Consider the following 11803-nt stretch of genomic DNA (forward strand, 5'->3'; position numbering starts at 1 on the left):
GGCCGCTTTAATTAACTGCGGGGGGCGGTTGCGTGGCGGCGTCAGCGCACCAGCGGCAACATGCCCTTGAGCACGTCATCGCGACGCACGTAGTGATGCCAGAGAGCAATACCGGCATGGCCGAGGATCAGCGCAAATAGCAGGTACTGGCCGGCAATATGAAGATCCTTCGCCACGCCGCGAACACCGGAGGAGAACGGCAGCGGCCCGATTTCCACCCACCAGAACAGGTTGACCGGCTTACTGCCGAACAGCAGCCCGGAGATCGGCATCAACAACAGCAGCAGGTAGAGCAGCCCGTGCCCGACCTTGGCGGCGAGCTGTTGCGACAGGGATTGTTCATGCGCCAGCTGTTGCGGCGGAACATGGCGGCCGCGATAGACCAGGCGCAACAGGGTAAGCACCAGTACCAGGACACCCAGGGATTTGTGCAGGGTGAACACGCCACCCTTACCACCCAGCAAAGGTGCGAACAGGTCGGCACCGTAAGGCAAGGCAACGATGATCAGCACCAGCAGGGCGCTGAGCCAATGGAACCCGATCTGTATCGGGGTAAAGCGTGCAGTTGTCATCCAGACCTCTCGTGGGCAGGCGCGTTATAAAAGCGCCGCAATTCTCGCGCATATGGCGCCGACACCCAAGCCAGAGCGGCTTCACGAGGTAACGCCGGCATCTCATCGTCGCGCGAAATAAAGCGAAACCGGCAGACGACGCTTGTGGCGGCGCCGCCAGATTCCGCACGAGAAAGGATGAAACGAGCTCACCGCTTGTGGCCGTGCGCCTGTTGCAACGACGGATCGTCGCAAGCGGCGGTAGCATACGAACCCTAGCTTTCAGCCAGCTGTCGACAACCAAAGCATCTTGAGTCTGTCGCCATGCCCCGAACCCGCCACATAGCCGAACAATTGCGCGCCATGCACGAGCAAGGCTTCGTGTTGCTGCACGGCGTATTGGCCCCTCGGCAGGTCGAAGCCGTACGCGCCGCCATCGATCGTCTCGAGCCGATCCATTGGGATTATCAAGGGCTGGTCGACGATCATTACAAGTGCGTGTTCAACCGTGATCCGTTCTGGCTGCCCTACCTTGACCTGCCGGGCGTCATCGAGCTTGCCGAAGCCTGCCTCGGCGACGATTGCCACGTCATTGGCCAGACCGCCTGGCGCAGCCATCCGGGATTTGTCGGCGGCGAACTGCATGCCGATTATCTGGCCATGCAACTGCCGGAGCACTGGCTGGCTGAACCAGGCTTTAACGTGCCGATGCAGGTCTGCACGGCGCATATCTATCTCGACCGGATCGATGCCGACCTCTGCCCGACCCTGGTAATCCCCGGCAGCCACCGGGCCGGCCGCAAACCACGCCCAGGTGAGACCCATTGGCAGGACCGCGAACCCCAGCCGGTGCTCTGCGAAGCAGGTGACGTGCTGCTGTTTCGCAGTGACCTCTGGCACGCCGGCAGCCGTAATCGCACGGCCGACCGCAGCCGCTATTTGCTGCAGGTGCACTACGGCCGGCGCATGGTGGCGCAGAAGTTTTCGCCCTATCTGCAGTGGCGTTTCAACCCGGAGGTCGTTGAAGCCGCCACGCCAAGACAGCGCCGTCTGCTCGGTGAACATGAGGCGTCGGAATACGACTGAGCAGTAATCGCCCGGCTGGCTCCCGCTCGGTGGGCTCGCCGCTCAGCCCTCGTAAAACCGCTTCGCCCCCCTCCCGCCTACTAACCTGGGCGGGGTCGAGCGAAGCGGTAGGCACCGACAACCCGGCCAGCAGCTCTTCGTTAGGTCGACTGGCACATCCTCTGCATCGAAGTGAGCAACCAGCCGTACCACACGGCTCGCCCACTCAAATCGAAGAGGATCCCGCTATGATTTCCTGCCGTAGCCAAGTGACCCAGATGATCGTCTCCGCCAAGGTGCGCAAGAACCTGAAATGGACGCAGATAGCCGAATCCATTGGCATGTCCAAGGAGTGGACCACCGCTGGCTGTCTCGGTCAAATGGCCTTCGACAAGGCCCAAGCGGAAACCCTCGGCAAGCTATTTGAACTGCCGGATGAAGCGATCGCCTGGCTGCAGATCGTGCCCTATAAAGGGTCACTGCCGACGTCGGTGCCCACCGCCGACCCGCTGATTTACCGCTGGTATGAGATGGACAACGTCTACGGCAGCACCATCAAAGAGTTGATCCACGAAGAGTTCGGCGACGGCATCATGAGCGCCATCGATTTCTCCATGGACATCCAGCGCCAGCCGGATCCGAAAGGTGATCGGGTCAACGTGGTCTTGTCCGGCAAATTCCTGCCTTACAAGAGTTACTGATCAGCGGATACGGACTTCCCGTGCGCCAGACTCTCGACCCTGTTCCTTGGAAGAAATTCGCTGCTGGGCGTGGACCTGTTCGGCGTCTTGATCAATAACGGCGCGGTCGTCGATGTTGCCTGTTGTCAGCGAGAACCTGAGGCGAAATCGACGCGCCCGTACCAGGCAACGGCGCATTGGCCTATAACGCGGGCTGCTCACTCAGTTGCAGCTGCGTCAGATAGGCGGCCAGTGACTCGATGTCGGCATCGGATAGCCTCGCGGCGATACCGACCATCACCGCACCGGCCCGGCTCGGGTCGTTGTTGCGAAAGCGGGTAAGCGCCTTGCGAATGTATTCGTCCGGCTGCCCCGCCAGACGCGGCATGGTTTCCATGCCTTGCGCACGGTCACCATGGCAGGCGGAACAGGTCCGCTGGAACAGCGCCGCGCCTTGCTTGATCAACGCCGCATCGCCGGCGGTCGCAGCGGGCCGGACCTGCTGCTGACTGAAGTAGACAGCAATGTTGACGCGGTCTTCGAGCGTCAGGTTCTTGGCCAGCTTCGACATCACGAAGTCGGTGCGCTCGCCCTGGGCGAACTTCTCGAAGGAATGGAATAGGTAGATCGGATTCTGCGAAGCCAGATTGGGGATATGCGAACGCTTGCTATTGCCGTCCTCGCCGTGACAGTAACCACAGAACAATGCGCGCTCCTGACCGGCTACATAGGCTTGCTCGCGCCGCTCGGCATCACCCATCAGATAGCTGAAGCGTTCCATTGCCTCTTCGCTGGCGAGAGCGAATGGCACAAGGCAACTGAGCAGAATAGGGAAAAATAGGCGCATGGCGTGTCCGGCTGTAGTTGAGATTGAAGCGCTCGAGCAGCCGGGACTATAAGGACAAAAACTGCAGTGACACTGGCACAGGTCAATAAAGACTCACACGGCAATGCCAGGCCGGACAGGACCGCGAGTCCGTACGCAATTTTTCTATCACACACTTTCGAATGGCCGGCGCGGCCTGGTTGTGCGCAGCCTGAACGCGCACAACGCATCAGCGGGCTAGACTGAAACAGAGAAAGCTGCGCGCTATTGCCACATTGACCCTGTGAAAAAAAACTGAAGGCAAGGCATGACAGGCGCAACACAGCCGCTTCGTATTCGACTAAAGTAGCGGCCCTTTTTGCCAGCACGAGCCGCGCACAATGCTAGATGGACACGCCGAACTGACCATGACCGTACTGATGACTCCGGACAAGGCCAACTTTTCCGGCAACGTACATGGCGGCACGCTGCTGAAGTACCTCGACGAAGTCGCCTATGCCTGCGCCAGCCGTTACGCCGGGCAATACGTCGTCACTCTGTCGGTCGATCAGGTGAACTTCCGCCAGCCGATCCACGTGGGCGAGCTGGTGACATTCCTCGCCTCGGTCAACTACACCGGCAACACCTCGATGGAAATCGGCATCAAAGTTGTCACCGAGGACATCCGCCAGAAGACCGTGCGCCATACCAACAGCTGCTTTTTTACCATGGTGGCAGTCGGCGAAGATGGTCGCCCGGCGACGGTGCCCGTACTAAAACCCCAGACGCCCGACCAGAAGCGACGCTTCGCCCAGGCCCAGCATCGCCGGCAGATCCGCCGCGAACTGGAAGAACGCTATCGGGCCATCAAGGACGACTACTGATCCCTGCCTCATTCAGCGGCGCCTGCCTTCATGACGATTCCTCGGGCATCTGGTTTCGATGCCCGCATGAATCAGCAGTGACGGCCATTCAGGTTGCAGGGCCGCGCATATGAAACGGCGGTAGCTATCAGCCTCCGCAAGTCTAGCCATATGTGCGCCTGCTCGCCGCGTTCGTACCGATCGAATAAAACCCTATACAATCCGCGGTTTTTCTCCCACAACCGAGGATCTGCCGTGAGCGCTCTGCCGCACTGCCCCCAATGCAACTCCGAATACACCTACGAGGACGGCCAGATGCTGGTCTGCCCGGAGTGCGCCCACGAGTGGTCCGCCAACGCGGCCGAAGCCTCCGGGGATGACGAAAAGATCATCAAGGATTCGGTCGGCAACACCTTGCAGGACGGCGACACGATCACCGTGATCAAAGACCTGAAGGTCAAAGGCTCTTCGCTGGTGGTGAAAGTCGGCACGAAGGTCAAGAGCATCCGCCTGGTCGATGGCGATCATGACATCGACTGCAAGATCGATGGGATCGGCGCGATGAAGCTGAAGTCGGAATTTGTTAGAAAGGCTTAATTGCGAATCGCCTGGTTCAGCGTAGTCGCGATAGCCGCGAGATCGTTGCTGTCTTGTAGGAGCAAGCTTGCTCGCGAATTGGCCATAAAAAGCATCGCCAGCAAGCTGGTTCCTACAAAAAGCGGGACCGTTCGTCCGCATACTGAGCGTGCGGACGAACATCACCTTCTAGCCCACCCTCAAGGTGTCAGATACGAAGACCGCGTCAGGCCCAGACGCAGCGCGTCGATATACTGAGTACGCTCCTTGGCGCTGAGCCGGGCACTGGACACCTTGTCGCGGTAATAGGTCATCAGCTCCTCCGGCGACAGGTGTACGTAACGCAACATGTCCTCAATGGTGTCGTGGGTCTCGATGCCAGCATGATAGAAGCTGCCATCCTCGCGCTGATAGACGTTCACCGAGTCGGTATCGCCGAACAGGTTGTGCATGTCGCCAAGGATCTCCTGGTAGGCACCAACCAGGAACACGCCCAGGAAATATTCCTCGCCCGCCTGGATTTCGTGCACCGGCATGCTGTTTTCAATGCTCTGCTCGTCGACGTAGTGTTTGATCTTGCCATCGGAGTCGCAGGTCAGATCCTGCAGCACGGCGCGGCGCACCGGCTCTTCGGTCAGCCGCTGCAAGGGCACGATCGGCAGGATCTGGTCGATCGCCCAGGTGTCCGGAAGGCTCTGGAAGACAGAGAAATTGCAGATGTACTTGTCCGCCAGCTTATCGTTGAGCTCGTCGAGCACGGCGCGGTGCGAGCGCTGGCGCGCCTTGAGCTGGTTGTACAGCCGACGGCAGATAGCGAAGTAACTTTGTTCGGCCAGCGCCTTCTGCGCCAGGGATAGCTTGCCCGACGCGTACTGCGCGGCGGCCTCGCTCATGTAATGGGTCGCCCGCCAGTACGTCTCAGTGACCATCTCCGGATCGGTCGGCCCGAGCAGATCGGCCAGGGCCTGGACGATTTCGGGCAGCTCGTCATAATTTTCGATCGTCGGTGCCTCGTCATTGTGACGCTCGAAATCGGTGACCTGCATCACCAGTACCGCATGATGTGCGGTCATGGCCCGACCGCTCTCGGAGAAAATATGCGGGTGAGGCAGCTCCTGCCGATCACAGAACTCCTTGAGCATGCCAACCACGGTGCCGGCGTATTCGTCGATGTCGTAGTTGATCGAGCTGGCGTTGCGCGAGTGCGTGCCGTCGTAGTCGACCCCAAGTCCGCCACCCACGTCGATGTGATCGACTGGCAACCCGAGCGCGCGCAGCTCGGCGTAGTAACGGATGGCTTCGCGAAAGCCTTCGCGGTAGTCGGCGAGGTTGGCAATCTGCGAGCCCATGTGAAAGTGCAGCAAGCGCACGCCCTGGTCGACCCCGGCCGCGCGGAAGCGATCGATAACGGTAAGGAGCTGGGCTGCGGACAGGCCGAACTTGGACTTCTCTCCGCCAGTGTCGGCCCACTTGCTCGACGCCAGCGAGGACAACCGCACCCTCAACCCGACCTGCGGAACAATCTTCAGCTCTGCCGCCTCTTCGATCACCAGCCCCACTTCGGACATTTTCTCGATGACGATGAAGACATTGTGGCCGAGCTTCTGCCCCATCAGCGCCAGGCGAATGAATTCGCGGTCCTTGTAGCCGTTGCAGACAATGGTGCCGCCCTTCGGCGCCAATGCCAGCACCGCCATCAGCTCCGGCTTGGAGCCGGCCTCCAGGCCGATGGCGACGTTCTGCGTAGCGATGATGTTCTCCACCACCGCTTCCTGCTGATTGACCTTGATCGGGTACAGGGCGGTGTACTGGCTCTGGTATTCGAGGCGCTCAATGTTAGCGTCGAAGGCGCCGGTCAGCCGACGCACCCGGTCCTGCAGGATGCCCGGGAACCGCACCAGCAGAGGCAAAGTGAGCCCGGCGTCGCGCAATTGCTCGATCAGCCCGGTGAATTCGACTGACTCGCCAGCGGGCCCTTGGGGACGCACTTCGACATGGCCATCGTCATTGATCGAAAAATAACCGGCGCCCCAGTGGCGAATGCCGTAAACGCTCCGGCTGTCCGCTGCGGTCCATTGGCTGCCGTCGTCTTTACGTGTGCGTCGAACAGGCATTCAAGCCTCCTGAAAAATTGGGTAGAGGTCTGCCGAGCGTAGAACACGGCAGAAGGCTATCTCGATTGGACAGCCGGTACGCAAGAAAGCGCAGATCAGATACGTAACGGGCTCAACCGCCAGATTTTTTCGCCTTGAATCCACGCTTGATCAGCTCGTCGAGCAGCAGCTGAACATGATCGCCCTGAATCTCGATAATGCCGTCCTTGAGCGCGCCGCCGGTGCCACAACGACGCTTGAGCCCGCTGGCAAGCTCCTTGAGCTCAGCTTCGGCCAGCGGTACGCCGGTTATGGTCGTCACAGTCTTGCCACCGCGCCCCTTGCTCTCCCGACGGACCCGAGCGATGCCGTCGCCTTCCGCAATAGCCGACTGTTTGCAAACACAGCCATCCAGTGGCTGGCTGCAATCGGGGCAGTGCCGTCCCGCATCCGTGGAGAACACCAGCCCGCCAAGGCCTGAAAAGGAAGTGGTTTTCTTGGCCACACGAACCTCTTGAGCGAAGAAATCGGCGCGGGCAAAATCCAGCGCGTTAAAGCTGCGCAATTTAACAGCAAAATCCGCGCACCCGAAGCGGTGCACACGTCATTGCTGCAGGCTTCTAGCAAAGCTCCGCCCCGAGACGAACCCCGAGCGAGCAGCACACACGCAGGATCCCTTCGGCTGCGATCTACGGCGATCGCCAACTCATCCACCCTTCAGGCGCTGCGCTGGACCCGGTAGAAGCGGAACGCTTCGCCGAAAGCGCCTTCTACAAAGCAAGGCCTGCACACCATCCGGGTGGGCGTTCCGACCGGCGAACACGCGAACTCATCGACATAGGAGCGCTGCGTTCAGGACGGGCAAGGCCGGCCACCCCCTTCGATTTGGCTCAGAGCCGTCCGGCAGGCGCGTACGGTTCAGGGTCGATGCAGGGCGCGTTGCCGGTCATCAGATCGGCCAGTAGCTGGCATGAGGCAGGCGCGAGCACCAGACCGTTGCGGAAATGCCCGCAATTGAGCCAGAGCCCATCATGGCCGGGTACCGGGCCGATATATGGAATGCCCTCAGGCGATGCGGGCCGCAGTCCTGCCCAGTGTTTGATCACTTCGGCGTCAGCCAGAGCCGGCAGCAGTTTGATCGCCGTCGCTCTGAGGCTTTCGAATGCATCCTCGGTAGGCGTCTTGTCGAAACCGACATCTTCCAGCGTACTGCCCACGAGAACATGGCCATCACGCCGTGGGATCGCATATCGCCGCTTGGCCAGCACCATGCTCGGCAGGAAATCTTCGGCGCACTTGAAGAGAATCATTTGGCCCTTCATGGGCTTCACCGGCAGTTCGACTCCGAGCGTGGCCAGCAAGTTACCGCTCCAGGCGCCCGCGGCGACGACAACCCGCTCGGCCCGCATCTCGCCCTTTGCCGTCTGCACACCGACAACCCGCCACCCATCACGAACGAAGCCGGCTACGGGGCAATGCTCGATGATCCGGACGTTAGGCAGCTTGATCAACGCTGCACGCAACGCCTGCAGCAAACGAGGGTTGCGCACGTTGGCCACCCCCGGCATAAATACCGCGCGGGAAAAACCTTCACCGAGGGGCGGCACAGCGGCATGCACCTCTTCGATCCCCACTCGGTGCAACGGTCGACCTTCACGCTCGGCCCAGGTCAGCGCCTCGTCTTCATCATCCAGATCCAGCCAGTAGAGTCCCGTCTCGTAAACCTCCGGATCAATATCGGTCTGCTCTCGCAAGCGCTCCCCCAACCGCGGATAGAAATCCTGCGACCAATGCGCCAATGCCGTAACCGCCGGACTGTAACGCCACGGGTACAACGGCGAAACGATTCCGCCACCGGCCCAGGAGGCTTCGGTGCCCGTTTCACCTGATTCGAGCAGGACCACATTCCGCCCCGCATTCGCCAGCAAATAGGCGGAAAGCAGGCCAATTACTCCGCCGCCCACAACTATTGATACCTCAACCACGCTTATCTCCAAACGGTCAGCAGAATTAACATCCATACCTTGACTTTGACTCACACGACGTTAAAAGGAGGGCGGTCTGGAAGACCGAATCATACGTGCAAAGGGAAGCGCACCATGAACCGCACCTGTTCAAGAGCATTCACGCTCATCGAACTACTCGTCACAATTGCAGCACTCGGCATCCTGCTAGGCATCGCCGCGCCAAGCTTCAGTTCGTTAATCGAGCGCAATCAGCAAACAACCACAATCCACGATCTGCTCACTGCACTTAGTCACGCCCGCGGCCTGGCTATCAATCGCCGCGAGCTTGTCAGCCTTTGTTCCGGCATCGATAGCTGCGAGTCTTCAGCCAACTGGGAGAAGACCATCTTCATATTCAGCGACCCGAACCGAAACGGGCAATTCGATGCAGGCGAGCAAATCCATCGCATCGTGGCGCTACCGGATCGCTATCGCTGGAATTGGCGCAACTTTCGTAGCAAGGCATTCATGTCGTTCAAGGCTAACGGTACGACCGATAGCCTGAACGGTACCTACACCCTTTGCAGCGGTAGCGAAGCCATACAACAACTTGCGATCAACATCACAGGGCGTTTGCGAACTCGATCACCAAAGGACAACAGCGCCTGTAGCTAACGAACCGTATACCCCCTGAAAGCGACCGAATATCCCCTTAGCGTTCGTAGCCCAACGTTAAGCTGGGATGATTCATTAGTCGAAACGCCAGAAGAACACCCATGCATATTACCCGTGGCTTCACCCTGATTGAGTTAATGGTGACTATCGCCGTGCTGGCAATAGCCATTGCTATCGCCGTTCCGTCCTTTACATCGGTCATTCAAAGCAATCGCACCACATCACTGAATCAGGAAATGCTGGGTACCATTCAACTCGCCCGCTCCGAAGCTGTGAAACGCCGCAAGGACGTGATCATCTGCAGAACGGAAAATCAGAGCGTGTGCGCCAATGGTACGAACTGGGCGGCTGGTTGGCTCGTCAGGGAGGTAGGCGGCGACGTAGTTAAGGTCTGGGACCCTGTAGCAGGAATGGCCTTAACCGGGCCGAATACCGGGGTTGTGTTCCATAGCAGCGGGATGGCCGAAGCGGTTGCCAGCTTCACCGCAACCACATCCAGCTGCACTAGCGGAAGCAAGTACACGATCGACGTTTCCTTGACCGGGAGCGCGACCACCAACAAGACAGGATGTCCATGATGCCCGCCCACCCCTTTCACAAAGAAGCCGGGGCGACACTGATCGAAGTGTTGGTCGCCATGGTGGTACTTGCCATCGGCCTCCTTGGCCTGGCAGGTCTCCAAGCCACCAGTATACAGAGCAATCACAGCGCCTATTACCGTTCACAGGCCACACTGCTCGCTGGCGACCTGGGCGATCGCATGCGAGCCAATCGCGCCCAGGCGACGAACGGCGATTACAGTATCGACTTTCCCACCTCATCAAGCAGCCACAGCGTAAGTGGCACACAGGCACAGAAGGACACGGCTGAATGGTTGAACCGACTAGCTCTGACGCTTCCCGAAGGCACTGGCAAGGTGGAAAGGAACGACACCCTCGTAACCATTTCCATACGATGGAACGACACTCGAGGCCAGATCAAGGCCAGCGACGACAACAAAACCCACAATGAAACCTTCGTCTACCGGACCGAGATATGACCTCCTCAATCCTTCAGCGACAGCGCGGCCTATCGCTCGTTGAACTGATGGTTGCCATGGCCTTGAGCTTGTTACTCATGCTCGGCGTCATTCAGATCTTCCTCAGCAGCAAGCAGACTTACAACACAAACAATGCTCTTTCTCGAGTCCAGGAAAGCGGTCGTTTCGCCATACAACTGGTTGTTCCCGATATTCGTAACGCTGGCTACAAGGGTCAATGCTTAGGCGAGCCTAATAATCTACTAAACACCGCTGACGATATGTTCTCGCTCAGCGATCCTGTAGAGGGCTGGGAGGGCTCCAAGAACGAGCAGCACGCTCATCTGGCGGGTAAAAACAGGCTCGCGGGCACCGACTCAATCTTTGTGAAGTTTGCAGCGGGGACAGGAAATTTCAACGGCGACACCAGCAACGCTACTTCAACGCCGAATCTCGGAGTTACGGAGGCAAGCACTGGCATATCGGCGGGAACCATAACACTAGTTTCCGATGCGCTCGGCTGCGACATTTTCCAGAACACCAATAACGAACAAGCAAGCGTTCTTCAACAAAGCGGCGGTAACGTCAAGCCTGGAAACAAAGGCAAGGATACTGATGGCAATTACTGGAGCCATGAATATACAGGCGAGATGGAGATCCTAACGCTACAGAATGTCCTCTTTTATGTGAGGGATAACGGCGACCGCCCCCCTTCCCTCGTTCGTAGCCGCCTGACAGTAGCGGGCACCGAAGCCAAGTTTATTAACGAAGAGTTAGTAGAAGGCATTCAAGATATGCAGATCAGGTACGGAATTACTAACGGGACAAACAAGCAGGTAATTGAATACCGAGATGCGGACAAAATAACTAACTGGGACAACGTCGCGGCCGTTCGCATAGAGCTGCTTGCTGTGAGCAATGCTGCCAACGTAACACCGGAGAACCAGATTGTCCGTCTCAACGGCACGGACGTCACCATAACGGAGCGCCGCCTTGCTCAGGTTTTTAGCTCGACAATTGGCATACGGAACCGCCTGCCATGATCAGACATATCGTTTCGCCTCGCGCAGAGCGTGGCGCAGTACTCATCGTCGCGCTGGTCATGCTGCTTCTGCTGACGGTTATCGGGCTAGCCAGCATGCGTGGCACTTCGCTACAGGAAAGCATGGCAGGTAATCTTCGAGACGGTGATGTCGCGTTTCAAGCGGCGGAAGCCTCCCTGCGCAAAGGTGAAGAAGTCGTCACCACACGCTTTATCGCTGGCACTCACAACGCGCTGGAAACCGCGAACATAACTGGCACTTACGAAAACTTCCCCGGTTCTAGCGAAGATCCCGAATACACAATCACTCTGCTAGCCAAACTCAGAACCAGCACTGAAGCCGGCGCGCCTATCGACGACGAAGGCGCATTGGTGCGTGTCGAGTCCGATGGCTATGGCCTCAGCACCAATAACAATGATCAACCCAGCGTCCATATACAGCTCCGCTCCACCTTTTTGGTCGAGCAATAAAAATTAGTTGCTTGACCA

The 11803-nt window shown here is 58.7% G+C and carries 14 protein-coding genes; 9 read left to right on the top strand and 5 right to left on the bottom strand.

Annotation, left to right across the window (positions count from 1 at the left end):
- Positions 1-41: 41 nt before the first annotated feature.
- Positions 42-572, bottom strand: coding sequence for a cytochrome b (locus DQ405_RS05835; RefSeq protein ID WP_168423323.1), 531 nt, complete (start codon positions 570-572; stop codon positions 42-44).
- Positions 573-875: 303 nt separating this feature from the next.
- On the opposite strand from DQ405_RS05835, the gene DQ405_RS05840 reads away from it, so the two are divergent.
- On the top strand, positions 876-1637 hold the full coding sequence (locus tag DQ405_RS05840; protein WP_168423324.1) for a phytanoyl-CoA dioxygenase family protein: 762 nt from the start codon (positions 876-878) through the stop codon (positions 1635-1637).
- A 227-nt stretch (positions 1638-1864) separates the two neighbouring features.
- Entirely contained in the window at positions 1865-2317 is a 453-nt protein-coding gene (gene cynS / locus DQ405_RS05845; RefSeq protein WP_168423325.1) for a cyanase, read from the top strand.
- A 181-nt stretch (positions 2318-2498) separates the two neighbouring features.
- Here cynS and DQ405_RS05850 read toward each other — a convergent pair whose 3' ends face one another.
- Positions 2499-3143: a c-type cytochrome gene (locus DQ405_RS05850; protein ID WP_168423326.1), complete on the bottom strand. Its 645-nt coding sequence runs from the start codon at positions 3141-3143 to the stop codon at positions 2499-2501.
- A gap of 359 nt (positions 3144-3502) precedes the next feature.
- Between DQ405_RS05850 and DQ405_RS05855 the strand changes: the two genes are divergently transcribed.
- Complete coding sequence (locus tag DQ405_RS05855) at positions 3503-3985, top strand: acyl-CoA thioesterase (protein WP_168423327.1); 483 nt, start codon at positions 3503-3505, stop codon at positions 3983-3985.
- A 234-nt stretch (positions 3986-4219) separates the two neighbouring features.
- Complete coding sequence (locus DQ405_RS05860; RefSeq protein ID WP_168423328.1) at positions 4220-4561, top strand: zinc ribbon domain-containing protein YjdM; 342 nt, start codon at positions 4220-4222, stop codon at positions 4559-4561.
- Positions 4562-4740: 179 nt separating this feature from the next.
- Here the strand turns inward: DQ405_RS05860 and speA are convergent, their stop codons facing one another.
- The 3 genes from speA to thiO form a co-directional block, all read right to left on the bottom strand.
- Positions 4741-6654, bottom strand: a complete 1914-nt coding sequence (gene speA, locus DQ405_RS05865; RefSeq protein ID WP_168423329.1) for an arginine decarboxylase — start codon at positions 6652-6654, stop codon at positions 4741-4743.
- Between the two features lie 112 nt (positions 6655-6766).
- Positions 6767-7138 carry a translation initiation factor Sui1 gene (locus DQ405_RS05870; protein WP_168423432.1) on the bottom strand — a complete coding sequence of 124 codons (372 nt, stop codon included), beginning with the start codon at positions 7136-7138 and terminating at the stop codon, positions 6767-6769.
- A gap of 385 nt (positions 7139-7523) precedes the next feature.
- A complete protein-coding gene (thiO, locus tag DQ405_RS05875; protein ID WP_168423330.1) occupies positions 7524-8618 on the bottom strand; it encodes a glycine oxidase ThiO in 1095 nt (364 codons plus the stop codon).
- 114 nt (positions 8619-8732) lie between these two features.
- Between thiO and DQ405_RS05880 the strand changes: the two genes are divergently transcribed.
- From DQ405_RS05880 to DQ405_RS05900, 5 genes are all read left to right on the top strand, one after another.
- Positions 8733-9254 carry a GspH/FimT family pseudopilin gene (locus DQ405_RS05880; RefSeq protein WP_168423331.1) on the top strand — a complete coding sequence of 174 codons (522 nt, stop codon included), beginning with the start codon at positions 8733-8735 and terminating at the stop codon, positions 9252-9254.
- 101 nt (positions 9255-9355) lie between these two features.
- Entirely contained in the window at positions 9356-9832 is a 477-nt protein-coding gene (locus DQ405_RS05885) for a GspH/FimT family pseudopilin (RefSeq protein ID WP_168423332.1), read from the top strand.
- On the top strand, positions 9832-10293 hold the full coding sequence (gene pilV / locus DQ405_RS05890; protein WP_168423333.1) for a type IV pilus modification protein PilV: 462 nt from the start codon (positions 9832-9834) through the stop codon (positions 10291-10293). Before DQ405_RS05885 ends, pilV begins: the two co-directional genes overlap by 1 nt.
- Positions 10290-11315, top strand: a complete 1026-nt coding sequence (locus DQ405_RS05895; RefSeq protein WP_168423433.1) for a PilW family protein — start codon at positions 10290-10292, stop codon at positions 11313-11315. The genes pilV and DQ405_RS05895 overlap by 4 nt, the downstream gene beginning before the upstream one ends.
- Positions 11312-11785: a pilus assembly PilX family protein gene (locus DQ405_RS05900; RefSeq protein WP_168423334.1), complete on the top strand. Its 474-nt coding sequence runs from the start codon at positions 11312-11314 to the stop codon at positions 11783-11785. Before DQ405_RS05895 ends, DQ405_RS05900 begins: the two co-directional genes overlap by 4 nt.
- Positions 11786-11803: the final 18 nt, after the last annotated feature.

The organism is Pseudomonas sp. SST3, assembly GCF_003325755.1.

Coding starts and splice junctions, on each gene's coding strand:
- DQ405_RS05835 (WP_168423323.1), bottom strand. CDS start 572: ATGACAACTGCACGCTTTACCCCGATACAGATCGGGTTCCATTGGCTC.
- DQ405_RS05840 (WP_168423324.1), top strand. CDS start 876: ATGCCCCGAACCCGCCACATAGCCGAACAATTGCGCGCCATGCACGAG.
- cynS (WP_168423325.1), top strand. CDS start 1,865: ATGATTTCCTGCCGTAGCCAAGTGACCCAGATGATCGTCTCCGCCAAG.
- DQ405_RS05850 (WP_168423326.1), bottom strand. CDS start 3,143: ATGCGCCTATTTTTCCCTATTCTGCTCAGTTGCCTTGTGCCATTCGCT.
- DQ405_RS05855 (WP_168423327.1), top strand. CDS start 3,503: ATGCTAGATGGACACGCCGAACTGACCATGACCGTACTGATGACTCCG.
- speA (WP_168423329.1), bottom strand. CDS start 6,654: ATGCCTGTTCGACGCACACGTAAAGACGACGGCAGCCAATGGACCGCA.
- DQ405_RS05880 (WP_168423331.1), top strand. CDS start 8,733: ATGAACCGCACCTGTTCAAGAGCATTCACGCTCATCGAACTACTCGTC.
- DQ405_RS05885 (WP_168423332.1), top strand. CDS start 9,356: ATGCATATTACCCGTGGCTTCACCCTGATTGAGTTAATGGTGACTATC.
- pilV (WP_168423333.1), top strand. CDS start 9,832: ATGCCCGCCCACCCCTTTCACAAAGAAGCCGGGGCGACACTGATCGAA.
- DQ405_RS05895 (WP_168423433.1), top strand. CDS start 10,290: ATGACCTCCTCAATCCTTCAGCGACAGCGCGGCCTATCGCTCGTTGAA.
- DQ405_RS05900 (WP_168423334.1), top strand. CDS start 11,312: ATGATCAGACATATCGTTTCGCCTCGCGCAGAGCGTGGCGCAGTACTC.